Genomic DNA, 20,433 nt, shown 5'->3' on the forward strand with positions numbered 1-20,433 from the left:
GTTAGGTGATACCATCAAAATTTAGAGTCTCAATACATAGTAAGCAAGATCAAAAGCCGTCAGTTTTTGAAAAACATGAAAACTGACGACTTTTTTGAAAGGTATGAATAATTCAGGATTAATCCGTTTGATTCAACACATCAGGCACCGCCGCTTGGACCATCGTCACGACCTCCTGGCTGGTGCTGGCTGAGTTTAAGACCGTCTCAACGAGAGATTGGAGTTCCTTGGCGTTTAGCTGGCTGATCAGCTGTCGTGTCTTTAGGATCGACCCCGCGCCCATGGAAAACTCGTCTAAGCCCATCCCCAATAGCAGGGGCACCGCAATCGGGTCGCCGGCCATTTCACCGCACATCGCCACAGGAATCCCCGCCGCGTGACCGGCAGTGATGATCCGGTCGACCAACCGCAAAATCGCAGGATGGTACGGCTGGTACAGGTACCCCACGTCTTGGTTCGTGCGATCCGCGGCCATCGTGTAGCCAATCAGGTCGTTGGTCCCAATGCTCATGAAGTCGACCTCTTGGGCAAACCGGTCCGCCAGCATTGCCGCCGCGGGGACCTCGACCATCATGCCCACTTTCACTTTCCCCATGGGCACCTTGGCCGCGGTCAGTTTGGTCCGCTCATCATCATAAATGGCCTTGGCTTGGCGCAACTCGTCTAGCGTGGCAATCATTGGAAACATGATCCGCAGATTCCCAAAAGCCGAGGCCCGCAACAAGGCCCGTAACTGACTACGGAAGATGTTTTGGTGCGCCAAGCTCTGCCGAATCGCCCGGGCTCCCAAGAAGGGGTTGGCTTCCGGCTTTTGCTTCAGATACGGCAACGGCTTATCGCCCCCGATATCGAGCGTCCGAATCACCACCGGTCGCGGCGCTAAGGATTGAACGACCTGGCGATAAGCCACGAACTGTTCATCTTCCGTGGGGAGCTGATCGCTGTCCATGTAGAGAAACTCCGTGCGCATGAGGCCAATTGCCTCCGCCCCATTCTGTAAAATATTGGGGAGATCATTGACCGTGCCGACGTTAGCCGCCAACACCACCCCCATGCCATCTTGACTGGTCGTGGTGTGATGCCGCAACGTCGCGAGCCGTTTCATATTCGCGGTACGGTCCTGCATGGCTTGTTTAGCCATCGCCAGTTCCGGCTTGGTTGGTTCACTGATGACCGTGCCGCGCGAGCCGTTAACGATGACCGTCGCCCCCTCCTGTAACTCAGTCGTCGCCGATTGGGTCCCCACGACTGCGGGGATATTCAACGACCGCGCTAAGATCGATGAGTGGGACGTCCGACCACCCAGGTCCGTGACGAACCCCAGGATGTACTTGGCATCGACTGAAACCGTGTCGCTGGGAATCAAGTCATGGGTGACCACGACCACGGGTTCCTTCAGTAACGCCAGGTCAGGCAAGCGCACCCCGAGCAAATGGGCCGTGAGTCGCTTAGTCACGTCATGCAAATCACTGACACGTTCTTGCATGTACGTACTGGTCAGGGCCTTTAATTTGGTCTCGTAAGTCGCCGCTACACCGGCCAACGCCACTTCGGCATTGATGTGTTCGGTCTTGATCTGGGTTTCAATGGCCCCAATGAATTCCGGGTCCTGGAGCATCTCAATGTGGGCACTAAAAACCTGGGCACTATCAGCGCCCAGGTTTTTAGTTGCTCGAGTTTTAATCGTCTCGACTTCTGAGACGGCTGCTTCAAGGGCCTGATGGAATCGATTTAATTCGTAATCAAGATTAGTGATTGACCGTCTTTTAACGCGCAGGTCTGGTTCAACAAACCGGTAAACCCGGCCGCAAGCCACCCCATCACTGGCGGCAATTCCCTTGAGCATCGCTCTCATTAGTCAGATAAACCCTCTTTTTTCAACGTTTCAGCCACTGCCTTCATGGCATCTGCTTCATCGTCGCCGTCAGTCGTGATGGTGATGCTGGCGTTTTGGCCAACACCTAAGGACATAACGCCCATGATGGACTTCAAGTTAACGGACTTGTCTTGGTATTGTAAGCTAACTTCTGAGTTGAACTTGCTAGCAGCCTGTACTAATAACGTTGCTGGACGGGCGTGGATACCAGTTTCTGCAGTGACACGAAATTCGCGTTTTTCCATAATTGATCGATCTCCTTTAAGCTTAGGTTGATTTCTTGCCGAACGTGACTCACCTCGACCTTGCGCATGGGTCAAACAACCATTTTGTGAGTTACGCCTACCTTCTAAGAATATCAATCTCAACCCCAAATTACAAGCATTCATGAACCGCTTACATCAAATAATCATGATTCAGCGTCATTTTGACCGCCATCATCGTAACGGTAGATGAGCTTGCCCCCCTTGTGGGCTTGACCCACGACCCGTTTCCGGGTTTCAAAGGCCATGAAGGCTTTTTGAAAGGCGGGAAATTCTTCCGGGGTCACTTCAAATTCATCCAGTTCCTTATTCTTGAGCTGATTCATCAGCGCGGTAAAATCTTTTGCCAATTTTTTCTGCCTCCTCTTTAGCATCATCTGAAAATAGCCAACATGGGCTCAAGCGACCATCTGGACGTTCGTCGGCTGACCGCCCTCACTCCGCTGACCTAAGACTTCCAGTATACCCGGTTCTACCCGGTCATACCACTCTTTCATCTTAGCACCACTGAAAGGTGAAAGACGAAAATCAACTGGAACTATGATGGTCATGCGACTCATGGCGTCAAAAGTAGTCGTTTTCAGCCTCACAACACGACCTGGCTGCCTACCGTTCGCCAATTTTAGGTGTCAGAAAACCATTGTTATTGCAACCAACGCATTAATTGTAGGTTCAACTTCTAGTTAACACCGTTAGTAAGGTCGCCAACCCTTAAACCATTCAGCCGCAACGCTATCGGCTGCCCCAAGGTTGGTGGCCGTCCCAAAAAGTACCCCGTTTTGCAAGATTTGGCCGTTTTCAAGTGGTGATTTTAGCATTCTACCTAGGAGAGTGCTAGAATGAAAATGTTCGCTGGAGATGCCCCACTTTGCACCGCTTATGCCCCGAAACAAATTACTTGCACGGGGACGCGAACGCGGTATAATGTGGTCAATGGTCAAGAAAGGTCAAACCCTTTCGAACGGACCTGCGTGGGGAGCTCCCACGAGAATTCCAGGCAAGAAAGGAGACGACAAGATGCTATGTCAAAATTGCCACCGCAATGAAGCAACGATTCACCTGTACATGAGCGTGAACGGGCAGCGGCAACAAGTTGACCTATGCCAAAATTGTTACCAACTGCTTAAGCAGCAACAAAACGATTCTGGAAATGGAGGTGGCCGTATGGCACAAGATCCATTCGGCTTTGGCAACCTGGATGATATTTTCCGGGCAATGCAAGGCGGCAACGGCAATGAACAAGCTGACTACCGGCAATCCGGTGCGCAGCCTGGTCAACCGACCCAACCGACCGGCAACAACGGCGGTAAGGGCAATGGCCTACTCAGTCAGTACGGCTTGAACCTGACCCAGCTGGCAAAAGACGGTAAGGTTGATCCCGTCATTGGTCGGGACAAGGAGACGGCTCAAGTCATCGAAATTCTCAACCGCCGGACCAAGAACAACCCCGTTTTGATTGGGGAAGCCGGTGTTGGGAAGACGGCCGTCATCGAAGGCCTTGCGGAACGCATTGTTGAAGGCAACGTTCCTGAAAAATTAGCCAACAAGCAAATTATTCGGTTGGACGTGGTCTCTTTGGTTCAAGGAACCGGGATCCGCGGGCAATTTGAACAACGGATGCAACAACTGATGAAGGAAGTCCAGAGCAATCCGGACATCATCCTCTTCATTGACGAAATCCATGAAATCATGGGTGCCGGCAACGCTGAAGGTGGTATGGACGCAGGTAACGTCTTGAAGCCCGCTTTGGCACGGGGTGACTTCCAACTCATCGGGGCCACGACTTTAAATGAATACAGAGATATTGAAAAGGACCAAGCCCTCGCCCGGCGGTTCCAACCGGTCACGGTCGACGAACCGAGCGCTGATGAAGCCATCAAGATTTTACAAGGCATCCAAAAGAAGTACGAAGATTACCACCACGTTCACTACACGGATGACGCCATTGAGGCGGCCGTGCGGTTGTCCGATCGTTACATCCAAGACCGGTTCTTACCTGACAAGGCCATTGACCTGTTGGATGAAGCCGGCTCACGGAAGAATTTGACGATCAACGTGGCTGATCCTAAGGCCATTGATGAAAAGATCAAGAGTGCTGAGGACCAAAAGCAGGCCGCTTTGAAGCAGGAAGACTACGAAAAAGCCGCCTACTACCGTGATCAAGTCAACAAGTTAGAGAAATCTAAGGAAGACGCCAAGAACGCTGATCAAAACCAGTCGGCAACGGTCACCGTTAAAGACATGCAAGACATCGTCGAAGAAAAGACGTCTATCCCAGTTGGGGAACTGGCAGCCAAGGAACAACATCAACTGCAAAGCCTCCCAACAGATTTGGAAAAGCACGTCATCGGTCAAAACGAGGCCGTGGACAAGGTTGCCCGGGCCATTCGCCGGAACCGCATTGGGTTAAACGGCACGGGTCGGCCAATCGGGTCCTTCCTCTTCGTTGGTCCTACTGGTGTCGGGAAGACGGAATTAGCCAAGCAATTGGCCAACGAACTCTTCGGCTCCCAAGAGGCTATGATTCGCTTTGACATGTCTGAATACATGGAACCACATTCCATTTCTAAGTTGATCGGGTCACCACCTGGCTATGTCGGCTATGAAGAAGCTGGCCAATTGACGGAACAAGTTCGTCGCCACCCATACACCTTGGTTCTGCTGGACGAAATTGAAAAGGCCCACCCCGACGTCATGAATATGTTCTTACAAATTCTGGACGACGGTCGTCTGACCGATTCTCAAGGACGGACAGTTTCCTTCAAGGATACACTGATCATCATGACCAGTAACGCCGGGACCGGTGACGCCGAAGCCAACGTTGGGTTCGGGGCTGCCGCTGAAGGCAAGACGCACTCTGTTCTGGGTAACTTAACCAACTACTTCAAGCCAGAATTCTTAAACCGGTTTGACGATATCATCGAATTCAATGCCTTGAGCAAGGAAAACTTGATGCACATCGTTGACTTAATGATTGGTGACGTCAACCAGATGTTAGCCGCTCAAGGGCTGCACATCCACGTCACAGAACCAGTTGAGGAACAGCTTGTGACTAAGGGCTACAATCCAGCCATGGGGGCTCGGCCATTACGGCGGGTCATCCAAGAAGAGATTGAAGATCGGATTGCCGACTTCTACCTGGATCACGCGGACGTCAAGAATCTCGTAGCCAAGATCGAAGACGGTAAGATCGTCTTAGCTGCTGACAACGAAGCCAACCAGGCCGACGCTGCCGCATACAAGACGGACGATACCGATCCGAAATAAGCGTGATGAAACGGCAGCTGCCTGTGGGCGGTTGCCGTTTTTGTTTGCCTCTGACTTTGGTAGGAGCTGGCCGCCTTACTGTTCGCTAGAGATGCGTTGGAACGCTGAGGGCGGACGGGTCAGACCAGCCGCGCCCCTGTTCTCAACAATTTTTTTACCTGTCATGGAAGCGTTTTGCAATTAGGGTCTGCAATCGGGCTGCAGAATGCGGTATACTGGTTTTAACGAAACTTCTGGAGGTGAAAGGACATGGCTTTTTTTGACTGGTTACGGCGGGTGATCGAACCGGCGCGACCGCCGAAACATCGACCGCGGCACGCACAACGCCGGGCGGCCCCGGTGACGCCGCCTGACGCACCCGTGACGCCGCCGACCCCCCCGGCGCCTTTGACCCCCACGCCGCAACCCGTGTCCCCGACACCTCAGTCGACACCGGCAATGACCACCCAGCCGCCAGTTGCCGCCACCTTAGTGGTTCGGCTAGTCGATGACCAAGACCGACCGTTACAACCAGCACTGGTGCTTACCGGTCAGCTCCATCATACCGTGCGTTTTCGCTTTCCGGAGATCCCGGGGTATGCTTTACGCGACGTCCACGGCTTCACGCAGACCTATCTCAGCGAATACGGCCTGACGACTTTGGTCTACGTGCGCCACTGGGGCCAACCCATCATCAGCTACCTGGTGGATTACGATACCGGTCGGCTCTTACAGCTACCTTCGATTTTACGAGGACGCTTAGGAACGCCCTTTTCACTGACCCCACCGCCCGTGACCAACTACCACATTTTCCAGGCACAAGGTCAGCAACGTGGCACTTTTACCGACCAACCTGGCCAAGTGGTCTACTACTACCGGCGCGATTCCTGGCAAACGGTTCAGCGCGTTCATCAGTTTGTCTTCTTGCAAAGTGACCACCAAGTCTACGACGAACCCAACGGTCGGGCGTATGGCTACCAATTTCCAACCGACTCACTCTGGCGCCTGTTCATGGTCATCACTCTGACCAACGGCGATGAGTGGTACAACCTCGGTGGTGAACAGTGGCTCCGGGCCCAAGAGACCGTCCGCCGCGACCACCAATTCATTGACCTGCATTTGCCAGCACCTGCCAAATGGCACCCTCAAGCCTTTGCCCGCATCGGTACGGTGGATTACATCCCCCATCAAGCGGTGTCCATCTATCGTGAACCATACGGCGAAACGGCTGGCCAGCTGAAACACGGTGAAGCCTTGGATATCCGCGGTCGCGTCGTGGATGACCAGCAGCTGGTCTGGTACCAGATTGGCCCGGCTGCCTACATCAATGCGCGTTACGTACGGTTGGCGCCCATTGCTTACGCCTAACTGAAGGTTGGACCTAAAATTGGTGAAACCAGACGCCTGCGTCAGCCAGGGTTCCACCTGCTCTGGGGAACACCTCCAGTCTGAGAAGCGGTCTTCCGGTTCGCTTGAAAGCCTGGCAAAAATCGCCAGTCTCTCAAGTCGTCCCGCGCTGTAGGCTGAGACAAAACCTCAGCCAACACCGCCGACACAGCTGGCTCCACCCTGACTGCCTCCGGCAAGGTTGACGTCTATCAGCAGCACTGTGATAACCAAAGACTAGTCGTCAATGTAGCTACCACCTGGGATTAAGGCAACTGTCACTAGCATGCACTACCTTAGCCGAGAGTTCGCATTGTGAGGCTGAAAACAACTATTTTTGACGTCATGAGTCGCATGCTAACAATAGCTCCAGCTGATTTCCGTCTTTCAACTTTCAACACCTAAATCAACCCATACAAAAACGGTGTCTCCCACCTCGGGACGACACCGTTTTTTTTGATAACCGTTCACTTTGCTAGCCCTAGTCAGTTTCTACTAGCCAATTTTGCGTGTCACGCCGCTGCCAGCGCTTGGCAATTTCCAAGACCAGCGTCGGTAAGAACATCGCCGGAATCACGATCAGCCAAGCCACTGCTGGTAAGCTCACGAGGCCAAACATTCCCTGCAGGCCCGGTACCGTGGCAATCGCCAGGACCAAGGCAATCGCGAGTAACATGGAAACGTTCAGCGTCGGATTCCGCCGTAAACTTTGCCGTGTCAACGGTTGACGGTCCTTGATGGCGTAAATGTCGATCATCGACCCCACCGCCAGCACCAAGAAGACCATCGTCATGCCTAGTGTGGCTTGCCCATTAGATAAGCCGAAGCGTCCCAGCGCATAGATACCCAGCGTCAGTACGGTAAAGGTCACGGCCCGCACAGCCAAACGGCCACCGAGTCCCCGGGCAAACAGGCTTTCGTCGTTGGCCACCGGGGGTTGGGCCATGGCTTCTTTTTCGCCCGGCTCGCGGGAAATGTAGAAGCCTGGAATGCCGTCAGCTAGCACGTTGATCAATAGGAGCTGCTCCGCCAGTAACGGGGCGCCCCAGCCCATGAGCACGGCGCCGACCATCAGGAAGATTTGAGCGAAGTTGACCCCCACCAGAAATTCCACGGCCTTTAAGATGTTTTGGTACACCGTCCGGCCTTCACGCACCGCCGCAATGATCGTGGCAAAATTGTCGTCTGTCAAGACCATGTCGGCCGCCCCCTTGGAGACTTCCGTACCGGTGATACCCATCGCAATGCCCACGTCAGCCGCCTTTAGGGCCGGCGCATCGTTGACCCCGTCACCCGTCATCGCCACCGTCTTGCCGGCGCGTTGCCAGGCCTGGACGATGCGGATCTTGTCCGTCGGTGACACCCGAGCGTAGACCGCAATGTCGGCGATCTGGTCGTCGAGCTGGGCATCCGTCAGCGTCCGTAATTCGTCACCCGACATGACCAACTGTCCCGGCGTCAACAGGCCAATTTCCTTAGCAATGGCCTCGGCCGTCACCATGTGGTCTCCCGTGATCATGACGGGTTTGATCCCGGCACGTTTCGCCTCACGAATGGCCGGAATTACTTCTGGCCGCGGTGGGTCAATGATGCCGACCAGCCCCGCAAATTTCAGCCCTTGCGTCAGTTCCGCCCAGTCGTGCGTCTGCGTAGCTGGCATGACCCGGTAGCCCACCGATAGGACCCGCAAGGCTTGTTGGCCGAAACTGTCGTGCATGGCCTGTGCTTGGGCCAACTGACCCGTTTCCCAGGCAATTGGTAGTCGGTCAAAGGCCCCCTTCACGATGACCAACTGCTGGCCATCGGAGAGCCGGTGAATCGTCGCCATGGTCTTTTTGGTAGAGTCGAAAGGATCTTCGGCCAACCGAGGCGCTTGTTTTTCAAATGCTTGCCGGCTCCGGTCGTGTTGCTTGAGCCAACGCACGATGGCCAGTTCCGTGGGGTCACCCATCGTTTCTTCTTGACCATCAATCAGTTGGATCTCCGCATTAGTGGCCAATCCCAGGTAGCGCATCAGCTGCTCACCCGCCGGCGACAAGTCTTCGGCCGCCAAGGCATTTTGCGTGTTGGGGGTCCAGTAACGCGTGATGGTCATCTGGTTTTGCGTCAACGTCCCCGTCTTGTCGGAAGCAATCACGTCCACGCCGCCAATGGTTTCTACCGCATTGACCCGTCGCATGATGGCATTGCGCTTAGCCATGCGCTTCACGCCGTGGGCCAAACTAATGGTCACGATGATTGGCAACGTTTCCGGCACCGCCGCCACGGCCAGGGAAATCCCAATCATGAGGCTGTCGGCTAGGCCTTGATTTTGCATCCAAATGCTCAGGGCAAAAATCACCAGGCCGCCGAGCACGGCAAAGGCCGTCAGCCAACCGGATAGGCGGTTCAACCGCCCTTGGAGTGGCGTGGCCCGTTTCTTAGTCTTGTTCAACAGCCCCGCGATTTGGCCCAATTCTGTAGCCATTCCGGTCGTCACGACCTGGATGATTGCCGTCCCGCCCGTTACCGCCGTTCCGGAGAAGACCTGTTGTGTTTCTGCCGCAGCCGTGGGGTCCGTCAGTTTTTCCTTAGCCACCGGCACACTTTCCCCCGTCAAAACGGCTTCGTCGACGGTCAAATTGGTGCTCTGGAGCACAACCCCATCGGCCGGCACCTGGTCCCCCGCCTTTAAGAGCACCAGGTCACCTGGCACCACGTCTTTAGCGGGTAGTGTCTGCGCAATATCGTCCCGGCGCACCGTCGTCGTGGGTAGGCTCATGGATTGTAAGGCAGCCAAAGCCTTTTCCGCCGAGGCTTCTTGGTACAACCCAATGATCACGTTGATGACCAGGATGGACCCGATCACAATCGTCTTGGTCCAGCCGCCCCCTTGAAACAGGGCCATGTAACTGGCCAGCCCCACCGCAAACAGTAAAACCAATGAGGACACGTCGCTTAAATGCCGCACCACTTGCCGCCACAACGCCGGTTTCTTCGCAGCCACCAGTTGGTTCGCGCCAAACTGGTCCAGACGTTCCTGCGCCTGGCGAGCCGTCAAGCCCTGCTGCGCTGTTAAGTGAATTTTCGTCATCTCTTTTCTCTTCATGTTATTTTCCTCCGTTATATAAATGAGTCATCGTATTGATTACCGTATACTTATTATTACGAAAAGTTTTGTATAGAATTTGGGCAATTTGTGAAGATTTCTGGAGACTTGCAGAGGTCCATACCAAAAAGCGCTACCGTTCGGCCATCGTGGCTTCGCAGTAGCGCTAAATTTATTTGATTAAACGAGTTGTTCTTGGCGACACTGCCCGTACTGGCACCTTGCCGTTCACTGGCGGTAGTCATCACTTACTAAAGGATAACCGCAGCCAGTGACCACTAGTAGCAATTTGCGCCAACTTTCTGACAACGGTCTCCGGTTCACTTTGAAAGCTAGCCAAGCTTGGCCAGTCCATGCTGTTGGTTGAACCGAAATTTCCGCAACACTGTCATACAATTGGCCGGCCACAACAATCGTTTTGACCGCCACCACCGGAGCCGATAGTTCGGCAAGGCGGTCAGGCTTCACTATGCCGCAGGCGACGAGCCCCCACCATCAGTACTGACTACAGGTTCTTGTCCATGTTGAAGGTCAGGCGAGACAGCGTCAACCCCTTTTCAATCAGGTCGTTGGTCAGTTGCGTGGTGACCTTGCGCATGTCGGCGACGACTTGGTGATTTTGCTTCGTCAAGAAGGCCGTCAGCTCATCGCCGGACAAAGACTTGGCCTGTGCCAGTGTTTGTGCCACGTGAGCACGTAGGCTTTGCTTGGTCGCCGTGAGGTAGTCCGTGTCCTGTTCAATGAACTGAACGTAGTGGGATTCTACGATCATGGACAGCTTGCGGTACATCCAGTAAGCACTGACGTCATCCAAGTGGACCGGCGTTTGGCTGTATGAGGGATCAGTATCCGTGGCGTTAGCAAAGAACGGCACGTACGGACTGAAGGCTGGTACCCCGAAGTTCAACCAGAAAATGGCGGAGCTTTCGACGGGCACGTCGTTGCGTAATTGCAGCACGTGTGAGTTTTGCGTCCGGTTCATGGAAATTGGCCGGAATTTCAGCTTATCCGCGTCATCCCCAGGGCCTAACGGATCGTACTTGGTTTCATTGTAGTGGGAGCTCAAAATGTATTCGACGTCTTCCACGCTGATCTTGTGACTGGTCCGGCAAATGAAAGGCAGGTCACTGGATTGGGGATCCTGTTCGATTTCTGGATTGAGCACGTGTTGGCCGAACCAGACCCGTGGCGTGTTGTAGTGCCGGTCTTTTTCGTTGTCGGTCCCAAAGATGTGCCGGAAGTTCCAACCGTCTTGGTCCGGATTCAAGTGGTTGTCGGCCACGAATTCTTGAATGCCCTCGGAGAACATGAAGTTATCGGGATCATCAAAGCTGACCTGTTGGATGGCCACTTGGTTGGCGGTCACGGCATAGGCGTCATCGGGAATGCGTTGGGCAACCCAGTGATGGCCAGTGACGATTTCCATGTACCACACCTCATCGTGATCCGAGAAGAGCACGCCGTTACCTTCGGGTGAACCGTATTGCTTGATCAAATTGCCCAGGTAACGCACCCCATCACGTGCGGAGTTGATGTACGGCAGGACCATGGTCTGCAGTGAATCTTCGGCTAACCCATTTTCCACCAGAGGATCCAAGGCCAGCGGTGCGGGATTGCCGTAAACACTTTCGGTGGCACTCATGGCCACGTTCTTTTCGTTAAAGCCGCTTTCGGCATAGACCCCTTCCTTGTCGACTTCGACGTTAGGCGTTGCCAAGTAGCGGTAGCCGTCACTCGGAATCGGCGCGGTGAAGCCGTTTTGATTGGAGACCCAGGTCCGCTCCGGTTGGTCGTGTTCGGCCGGGTGAACGTAGAACCGTTGTGGGGTCAGGGGTAAGAAGGTGTCATCGTTTCTGGCGATGAGTGTGGAGCCATCGACCGTGGCGTCCTTGCCGACTAAGACGGACGTGCAAGCCGAGAGATGCTTTGCGAATTTCATAATTAGTGGTCACTCCTTAATTTTTTCTATGACTCATATTTTACCGCTTTTCCCTACGCAAGACTAGTTTCGGCCCGAATCCGCGTGCATGACAAAATGGTAACACTTTCAAAAAAATGTTGACATTTCAGATGAGTTGTCTAAAATAGAGTTGTATTCAATTGATAGGGATTTCACATAGACTAGCTTGTGAAGTACCCTTCAAAAATCTTGTTTTGGGAGGCACCATCATGAAAGTCACAGTTGTTGGTTGTACACATGCAGGCACCTTTGCCATTAAGCAGATCTTAGCGGAACACCCCGATGCAGAAGTTACCGTCTACGAAAAGAACGATAACATCTCCTTCTTATCCTGTGGGATTGCTTTGTATCTCGGTGGAAAGGTTGCGGACCCCCAAGGTTTATTCTATTCCAGTCCTGAAGAGCTCCAGAGTCTAGGTGCCAATGTCCAAATGAATCACAATGTCTTGGACATTGACCCTGACCAAAAGACGGTCACCGTTGAGGACCTGAACACCCATGAGCAAACGACGGCCGCTTACGACAAGCTGGTCATGACCTCTGGTTCTTGGCCGATTGTTCCCAAGATTCCGGGCATCGACGGCGACCACGTCAAGCTGTGCAAGAACTGGAACCACGCCCAAACATTAATTGAAGAAGCCAAATCAGCTAAGCACATCACTGTGATTGGTGCCGGCTACATTGGTGCTGAACTGGCTGAAGCTTACTCCACCACCGGCCACGACGTCACGTTGATCGACGCGATGGACCGCGTGATGCCGAAGTACTTTGACCCAGAATTCACGGACGTCATCGAACAAGACTACCGCGACAACAACGTCCAGTTAGCCTTAGGTGAGACTGTGCAAAGCTTCACCGATACAGGCGATGGGGTCACCATTAAGACGGATAAAGGCAGCTACGACACCAACCTGGCCATCTTATGCATCGGCTTCCGGCCAAACACGGGCCTCTTAAAGGGCAAGGTCGACATGGCCCAAAACGGCGCCATCATTACCGATGACTACATGCGCTCCTCTAACCCCGACATTTTCGCTGCCGGTGACAGTGCCGCCGTGCACTACAACCCAACGCACCAAAATGCCTACATTCCGCTGGCCACCAATGCCGTTCGTCAAGGCATCTTAGTGGGCAAGAACCTGGTCAAGCCAACCGTCAAGTACATGGGCACACAATCTTCTTCTGGGTTAGCCCTCTACGACCGGACCATCGTCTCAACTGGGTTGACCTTAGCCGCTGCTAAGCAACAAGGCATCAACGCTGAACAGGTTATCGTCAAGGACAACTACCGGCCAGAATTCATGCCAACGACCGAACCCGTCTTGATGTCACTGGTCTTCGACCCAGACAGTCGGCGGATCTTAGGTGGCGCATTGATGAGTCACTACGACGTTTCTCAATCCGCTAACACCCTATCCGTCTGCATCCAAAACGAAAACACGATCGATGATTTGGCCATGGTCGACATGCTCTTCCAGCCAAACTTCGACCGGCCGTTCAACTACTTGAACATCTTGGCCCAAGCGGCGCAAGCCAAGGTCGCTAAGCTCCAACCGGCTGACTAAGCGATTGGTCTCATGTGGTGGTTACCAGCCGCCTTACCGTTCGCTAGAGATGGGTTGGAACGCTGAGGGCGGACGGGCCGAGCCAAGGACCGGTCTCGTCGCCTCGCTTTGAGCCGAAGTACCCGTCTCAAAGTCGCCAGTTGAATCTTCGAGACCAGTATACTGATGCTACCCTCGCGGAAGACAGCTAGCACGACGTTTTAGCAGGCGGAACGCCTAGCTGACGCAGACAACTGATTTAGTCAACTTTTCAATGAACGCATTCATGCCAGTCAAAAAGGTTTCGTGCATCCCCTTCCGGATGGACGAAACCTTTTTAGCTTGCATTGGGACTGCCCCTTCACTAAGACCTAAGGGACATCGTTTAACAGCCACGTCACTGTACTGCTGTACTCACTGGCCAGTGCCGAACTGTTGACCTCGAGCAACAGGCCACTCTCGTCGTCCCAGTCATCGACCACATTGGTGACCACGTCTGCGTCTTGCGCCTCGCCTCGACTGATGGTGATGGGCGTCGTGCCAATCGGCGTCCGGTCGGTCCCTTCATGGTAGCTCAACGTCCCGGCCAGTGGTTGCCCGTCTTGATTGATAAACGGCGTACTGGTCACCTGGAGCGTCCATTTAGCCCCAGCCTCTCGGGTATCCAAGATTTCAACCTGCCAGTCCAACATCCGCTTGACCCGTTGGTGCGCGCCGGTCAGGGTAGTCTCTTCAAATGAGCTCCGGTCCGCGACCGTCTGGAACACTAACTGGCGACTAACGGTGATCGTAAATTTCACTTCATTGGACACGTTGCCGTAAGGATCCGACACGGTGGTGATCAGCGTGTTTTGACCGCTTTGGAGGTCGGCTGCCGCGACGGTCACGTCAAAGCGCCCACTCGATGGGTCATCGCCGGCGGTCATTTGAAAATCTGGTCGCCGCTTGCCATTCAAGGTGGTGTGGACCGTCATGTCCGCATTCGTCAGGTCGACCCCCTCCGGTACCACGACCAGCCCTTTCATGACCGCGTCTTCATTTGCTTCAAGCTGCACACTACTGCCAGACAACGAGGCCGCGTACAATTCTAGCGTCGGGTTCAAGGTAAATGCTGGCGTATCCGCGGTCACAACACCATTGACGGCACTGAAGGTACTGGCCGCCGAATCCACGGTGACGGGGGCCTTCAAATTATTCGCCGTTCCCGTCAGACTAATGGTCGCCGTCGCGTTGGTCGCGGACAGTGCTCGGGCCAACTTGACCGTGACCTGATTATCCGTCATCCCCGCCAAGTCGACCGTCGCCGTGCTCCCATCCGCATAGGTGATCTTTCCCGCGTCGACCGTCAGTTGGTCTGGAATTTGAAGGTGGGCCTGCACGTCTTGCCAGTCTTGCTTACCACTCAAATAAGCCAATTGATACTCCAGCTTAAACGCATCTTGCCCCTTGAGCCGATCACCGTCTTGAATGACCTGATTCGTCGTGGTATCCGTCAGCCGGGTGGTTGCCCGCGCATCGACCAAGCCAGGCACCTCTTCGATAACCACTAAGTTATTTTCGTAGCTATCGCCGGTGGCCCCGGTAAAGCCCCACCGGACCTGGCCGGTATTTTGCGGATCAATCTGGTTCAAGTCCAGCTTGGCGGTCGCCTGCATGCCGGATTGGGCCGTCCCCGACACCGGATCCTTGTCATCAAAGGTATACGTCATCTTCTGCGTGCTCGCCTGCCAATCCAGGCTTAAATGATGCCATGCGCCGTTAGCGAGCAGGGTGTAGTCCCCCTGCAACAGCCCCTCATGCGTTTGCGTCGCGTAGTAGCCCACACTGTAGATGGGCAGAAGCGTCGACGTCCGTACCATTTGGTAGCTACTCGTCGCGGCCGGATAATTATTCGCGATGTGCGGACCGGCAATGCCAACGTCAAAGGAGTCCGCATCCCCGGTATTGCCGTAGTTCGTCGAAGTGTTCAGGTGCGTGTCAAATTCCAACGCCCAACTATTTTGAATCGCCATGGTGGCCAACTTATCAGGCGTCGTTTGTTTCTTATCCGTGTCGACGCCCCAAACGCCCAAAGTCTCGCCGGACACGTTCTTGCCAAATGTCGGCGTAGCTGCTAAACCGTTTTCATCATTGTGCATCACAAAGGCCATGCCATCTGCCGCCTTCTTGCCGGTGTTCCCGAAGTACAGCCACATCGAAGCCGACTGATCTTTGGTCAAATCAAAAACATTGTCCGCCGTCGACCAGATCGCCCCAAATTGCTTTTTACCATTGTTGACCTTGGCCGCCTGCGTCCCTGTAACGGCGGGATTCGTCGTGCCAACAACCGCTGCTTGATTATTGCTGGTGGTGCCTGGGACAAAGATGTTATCGAGGGAGATGCCCTGCGGCGCGGTCCGCAATGCTTGATCATAATCCGCATCCGCTCGTCCCACGACACCGCCAATCAGCAAGACCCCCAAGCCAACGACCCACCCTAACCAATTCTTTCGTTTCATCGCAACCGCTCCTCTCTGTCCCCAAACGGTTGTGGGACTAAATCTCTATCTGCCATGACTATTTCGTTTATAGTGTAACAGAAATGGCTTTTCGCTGATAGTCCGAAGCGAATTTCGAAGAAAAGGCTTCGAAATTTGACTTTCATGGACCAAGATTGATTTAAGGCGCCCCACCCCATCCGCCGGAATCATCCCGCTGCCACCCGTAGGCACTGCTTTCTCGGCGGCCATTACACTCACTTTTCCAAAATCGCCCACACAAAAACCGCCGCAACGACTAGCTCCGAGGAGCAGCGTTGCGGCGGTTCAAAATGATTGGTTCTGCGATTACTCGTGGAGCCAATCATTTTTTTATTATTTGCCGGCCGTTCGATAGTCGTGCGCGCCAAAATACCGAAGCCCCGGCAAGGCCTGATTATCCAGCAACTGACTGACCGTCACTAGCTTGTAGCCCTTGGCCTTCAAGCGTTTAATGATGGTCGGCACCGCGACGACCGATAAGGAAGTTGGACCCATGATGTACGACTTAGCGGTCGTCTTCATCCTCTTCTTGTGGATCTTAAACGCCGATTAATCCTAATTAAAATAAGCGTGCTGACCATCGCCTTCATGGGATGTCAGCACACTTTTTACTTTATCCGCACCCACTCTTGATAGACGGCCGGTTGTAGTACCGCCGCCATAATCATGGTCGTGACGGTAGCCAATTCCGCCGGCGTATCCGCATACAAGCCGGCGCGAACCCCTTGGGCAAAGTGAAATACCGGTCGCGTGAGAAAGTACCGGTGGAAATTTAAGTCAACCGACCGCAATATCTGCCGTTCTACGCCCGTACGTAACAACCGCTGAATCTGTTGATTGGCTGGGTCGTTGGACTTCATCGACAATTTAGCCTTCAGCTGCCCATCATCCAGTAACAACTGAATCACCGTCACGAATTCCGGTTGGTCCAGCGCAAACCGATAGATTCCCTGAATACTGGCCGTAAGCTGATCAATCACCGCCATCTCTGTTTTTAATGACGCTGTAGCCGCCACGCTTTCTGCGTGAACCGCCAACCGAAAAACCGCCAGCAAGAGTGCCTGCTTATTTTTAAAATAAATATAGAGATTTGATTGCGGAATTCCCGCTTGCTTAGCAACTTTGGTGGTTGAAAATCCCGCCAATCCAACCGTAGCCAACACGTGAACCGCTGCCTGTAAAAGCCGATCGTACTTCTGCTCATCTTTAACCTTCATCTATTGCAACCTCCCCGTGTCTTTTTATTCAGTTTACCAGTTGACAAAGTATAAGTCTATCTCTTATAATGAACTCGCTTAAAAAGATAGACTTATACTTTATGAAAGAAGATCAGCACATGAAAATTATCTTAACTGGTTCGCTGGGCCACATTAGCCGTCCATTGGCGCAAAAATTAATTGCCACCGGTCACACCGTTACCGTCATTAGTCACAACGCCGCGCGAGCCGACGAAATCACCGCACTCGGCGCCACTCCAGCAATTGGTCGTATCGATGATCTGGACTTTCTGACCGCGACATTTACTGGGGCAGATGCTGTCTACCTTATGATTACCAATGCTACCGGCGGACAAGGTGACCTCTTTACAGCTGGAAAGCGTCAAGCCACCACCTACGCCAACGCCGTAAAAGCGGCTGGTGTCCAGCGCGTCGTTAATCTCAGCAGCGTCGGCGCCAACCTCGGTCCTGAAGTAGGGGCGCTACACATCTACAACGTGATTGAAGGGGTCTTGACCCAGGAGCTCCCAGGAGTCAACCTCACTTTTCTCCGACCAACCGGTATGTTCTACAATCTCTTCGGTAGTCTTCAGAGCATCAAGCGCGATCACGTCATTTATACCAACAACAGCTTAACCAAGCGTGGGTCATGGGTCGCTCCCGCTGACATTGTCCCCATTGCGACACAAGCACTAACTGCCCCACAACCTGGCGTGACTAGCCAATATATTGCCAGCGATGAGCGAAGTTATACCGAAATTGCTAGTATTTTAGGTCAGGCACTGGCGCTCCCCGACTTGAAGGCCGTTCAGATTGACGATGCCACCATGACCCGCAACCTAATTGCCGGTGGCATGCCAGCAGCCTTCACGACGCAGTATGTCAAAATGCTGGCTTACCAGCGGGAACATGATTTTTATGCCGACTATCGCGCACACCACCCTCAACTGGGACCAACTAAATTAACCGATTTTGCGGTAACCTTTGCCCAGGCTTATCGCCAAGCCTAGCTGATCACCGGCTAGGCCGTAACCAACGATCTTTCATCCCCAATCTAAAAAAAACCGCCGCAACGACCAGCTCCGAGGAGCAGCGTTGCGGCGGTTCAATTATCAGCTGAAGGTGAAAATAGAATTGACTCGTTGATTGTCGTAAAGACGGTGTTCTGACACTTAAAATTGGTGAAACCAGGCGCCTGCGTCAGCCAGGGTTCCACCTGATCTGGGGAACGCCTCCAGCCTGAGGAGCGGTCTTCCGGCTCGCTTGAAAGCCTGGCAAAAATCGCCAGGCTCTCAAGTCGTCCCGCGCTGTAGGCTGAGACAAAACCTCAGCCAACACCGCCGACACAGCTGGCTCCACCCTGGCTGCCTCCGGCAAGGTTGACGGCTGTCAGTAACACTGTGTTAATGACAGACCAGTGTCAATGGAACTAACGCCTGGGGCTAAGACGATAGTTACTAACATGTACCAGCGTAGCCGAGAGTTCGCCAAATATGGGTTCAGCCGTGGGAGTTGCCTTAGCGGCGCGGTTCATGCCGCTTAGGCAACTGGCGTCTTTGAGACGTGACTTGCGGCTCAAAGCGAGGCGTCGAGACCGCCCTTTGGCTCGACCCGTCCGCCCCAGCGTTCCAACCCATATTTGGTGAACGGTAGGCGACCAGTTCACATTATGTGGCTGTAAACGACTATTTTGAGAGTCGCATGATAACAACTGTTTCAGCTGATTTTCATCTTTCAACCAATTATCCTTACAGTTTAGACGTCAATTCGACATCCGGGTACTTGTCCTTGAACCAACGTTCAGCGAACTGGTTTTCAAACAAGAACAGCGGCTCGCCGTGATTGTCCTTGACCAACAGGTTCCGGGATGAGGACATCCGTTCATCCAGTTGATCCGGATTGATCCAACGGGCGGTCTTCTTGCCCATCGGTTCCATGACAACTTCGGAATTGTATTCGTTTTGCATCCGGAATTGGAAGACTTCAAATTGCAGTTGCCCCACGGCTCCCAAAATGTAGTCGCCCGTCGAATACGACGTGTACAGTTGGACGGCCCCTTCTTGGACCAGTTGGTTGATCCCCTTGTGGAACGACTTTTGCTTCATGACGTTCTTTGCGGAGACCCGCACAAAGAGTTCCGGGGTAAATTGCGGCAATTTTTCAAATTTAATCTTGTTCTTCCCGGTGTAAATGGCATCGCCGATCTGGAAGTTCCCGGTATCGTACAGCCCGATAATGTCGCCGGCCACGGCCGTTTCCACGTTTTCGCGGGTGTCGGCCATGAATTCGGTCACGTTAGATAACCGTAGCTTCTTACCGGTCCGTTCCTGGATGACGTCCATACCCCGGTCGAATTCACCCGAGCAGATCCGGACAAAGGCGATCCGGTCACGGTGATGCGGGTTCATGTTGGCCTGAATCTTGAAGACGAACCCAGAGAATTCGGGATCAGTCGGGGCCACATCGGTATCCTCTTCGGTGTGGTGACTCGCCGGTTTCGGTGCGTATTCCAGGTACGTTTCCAAGAAGGTCTTGACCCCAAAGTCGGCCAAGGCAGACCCGAAGAAGACCGGCGTTTGGTCCCCACTGGCGATTTTTGCTTCGTCAAATTGGTTCCCGGCCTCACTGATCAATGCCATGTTGTCCTTGGCGTCTTGGTACCAGCCGTCTTCTTCCAAGGCGTTGGGTTCAGCCAATTCACCGTCATCTTTTAACGGCAAATACTGATGAGCGTCATCGTCTGGCCGGAACAAAGCCACACGGTGGTGGTAACGGTCATACAGACCCTTCAGTTCCTTACCCATCCCAATCGGCCAGTTCATCGGATAACCTTCGATGCCCAAGACATCTTCCAGTTCGGCGATCAGGTCCATGGGGTCCCGGCCATCCCGGTCGAGCTTGTTCATGAACGTGAAAATGGGAATGCCCCGCATCTTACAGATCTTGAACAGCTTCTTGGTCTGGGGTTCGATCCCCTTGGCGGAGTCAATGACCATGACTGCGGAGTCCACCGCCATCAACGTCCGGTAAGTATCTTCGGAGAAATCTTCATGTCCAGGGGTATCCAAGATGTTGATGCGCTTGCCCTGGTAGTCAAATTGCATCACGGAACTGGTCACGGAAATGCCCCGCTTTTGTTCAATTTCCATCCAGTCAGACTTGGCGAAGTTGCCACTCTTTCTGGCCTTAACGGTACCGGCCTCGCGGACCACGCCCCCGAATAACAGCAGCTGTTCGGTGATCGTCGTCTTCCCAGCATCGGGGTGAGAGATGATGGCAAACGTTCGGCGCTTGTTCACCGCTGACGCTAAAGTTTTTTCACTCATATTTTTTC

At 53.6% G+C, this 20,433-nt stretch carries 13 protein-coding genes; 4 read left to right on the forward strand and 9 right to left on the reverse strand.

Annotation, left to right across the window (positions count from 1 at the left end; genetic code table 11):
• Nucleotides 1-118: 118 nt before the first annotated feature.
• From ptsP to EGT51_RS07580, 3 genes are all read right to left on the reverse strand, one after another.
• Nucleotides 119-1,855, reverse strand: a complete 1,737-nt coding sequence (gene ptsP / locus EGT51_RS07570; RefSeq protein WP_135368117.1) for a phosphoenolpyruvate--protein phosphotransferase — start codon at nucleotides 1,853-1,855, stop codon at nucleotides 119-121.
• A complete protein-coding gene (locus EGT51_RS07575; RefSeq protein WP_125574792.1) occupies nucleotides 1,855-2,121 on the reverse strand; it encodes a phosphocarrier protein HPr in 267 nt (88 codons plus the stop codon). The genes ptsP and EGT51_RS07575 overlap by 1 nt, the downstream gene beginning before the upstream one ends.
• A 164-nt stretch (nucleotides 2,122-2,285) precedes the next feature.
• A complete protein-coding gene (locus EGT51_RS07580; protein WP_225428698.1) occupies nucleotides 2,286-2,489 on the reverse strand; it encodes a hypothetical protein in 204 nt (67 codons plus the stop codon).
• A 667-nt stretch (nucleotides 2,490-3,156) separates the two neighbouring features.
• Between EGT51_RS07580 and EGT51_RS07585 the strand changes: the two genes are divergently transcribed.
• Nucleotides 3,157-5,406 carry an ATP-dependent Clp protease ATP-binding subunit gene (locus EGT51_RS07585; RefSeq protein WP_135368118.1) on the forward strand — a complete coding sequence of 750 codons (2,250 nt, stop codon included), beginning with the start codon at nucleotides 3,157-3,159 and terminating at the stop codon, nucleotides 5,404-5,406.
• Between the two features lie 249 nt (nucleotides 5,407-5,655).
• A complete protein-coding gene (locus EGT51_RS07590) occupies nucleotides 5,656-6,753 on the forward strand; it encodes a MucBP domain-containing protein (protein ID WP_135368119.1) in 1,098 nt (365 codons plus the stop codon).
• Between the two features lie 499 nt (nucleotides 6,754-7,252).
• Here EGT51_RS07590 and EGT51_RS07595 read toward each other — a convergent pair whose 3' ends face one another.
• Nucleotides 7,253-9,859: a cation-translocating P-type ATPase gene (locus EGT51_RS07595; protein WP_135368120.1), complete on the reverse strand. Its 2,607-nt coding sequence runs from the start codon at nucleotides 9,857-9,859 to the stop codon at nucleotides 7,253-7,255.
• A 505-nt stretch (nucleotides 9,860-10,364) separates the two neighbouring features.
• Entirely contained in the window at nucleotides 10,365-11,798 is a 1,434-nt protein-coding gene (locus EGT51_RS07600; RefSeq protein WP_135368121.1) for a C69 family dipeptidase, read from the reverse strand.
• Nucleotides 11,799-12,028: 230 nt separating this feature from the next.
• Here EGT51_RS07600 and EGT51_RS07605 point away from each other — a divergent pair, with 230 nt between their 5' ends.
• Nucleotides 12,029-13,384 (forward strand): FAD-dependent oxidoreductase, encoded by a 1,356-nt coding sequence (locus EGT51_RS07605; RefSeq protein WP_135368122.1) that lies wholly within the window; start codon nucleotides 12,029-12,031, stop codon nucleotides 13,382-13,384.
• 350 nt (nucleotides 13,385-13,734) lie between these two features.
• On the opposite strand, the gene EGT51_RS07610 is transcribed toward EGT51_RS07605, so the two are convergent.
• The 3 genes from EGT51_RS07610 to EGT51_RS07620 all read right to left on the reverse strand — a co-directional run bounded on the left by EGT51_RS07610 (nucleotide 13,735) and on the right by EGT51_RS07620 (nucleotide 17,099).
• Entirely contained in the window at nucleotides 13,735-15,861 is a 2,127-nt protein-coding gene (locus tag EGT51_RS07610) for a lectin-like domain-containing protein (RefSeq protein WP_135368123.1), read from the reverse strand.
• Nucleotides 15,862-16,215: 354 nt separating this feature from the next.
• Complete coding sequence (locus EGT51_RS07615) at nucleotides 16,216-16,404, reverse strand: hypothetical protein (RefSeq protein WP_225428699.1); 189 nt, start codon at nucleotides 16,402-16,404, stop codon at nucleotides 16,216-16,218.
• An 86-nt stretch (nucleotides 16,405-16,490) separates the two neighbouring features.
• Entirely contained in the window at nucleotides 16,491-17,099 is a 609-nt protein-coding gene (locus tag EGT51_RS07620; protein ID WP_135368124.1) for a TetR/AcrR family transcriptional regulator, read from the reverse strand.
• 119 nt (nucleotides 17,100-17,218) lie between these two features.
• Here EGT51_RS07620 and EGT51_RS07625 point away from each other — a divergent pair, with 119 nt between their 5' ends.
• Complete coding sequence (locus EGT51_RS07625; RefSeq protein WP_135368125.1) at nucleotides 17,219-18,109, forward strand: SDR family oxidoreductase; 891 nt, start codon at nucleotides 17,219-17,221, stop codon at nucleotides 18,107-18,109.
• A 738-nt stretch (nucleotides 18,110-18,847) separates the two neighbouring features.
• Here the strand turns inward: EGT51_RS07625 and EGT51_RS07630 are convergent.
• Nucleotides 18,848-20,425: a peptide chain release factor 3 gene (locus EGT51_RS07630; RefSeq protein WP_135368126.1), complete on the reverse strand. Its 1,578-nt coding sequence runs from the start codon at nucleotides 20,423-20,425 to the stop codon at nucleotides 18,848-18,850.
• Nucleotides 20,426-20,433: the final 8 nt, after the last annotated feature.

The organism is Levilactobacillus suantsaiihabitans (assembly GCF_004745505.1).
Taxonomy (GTDB): Bacteria; Bacillota; Bacilli; order Lactobacillales; family Lactobacillaceae; genus Levilactobacillus; species Levilactobacillus suantsaiihabitans.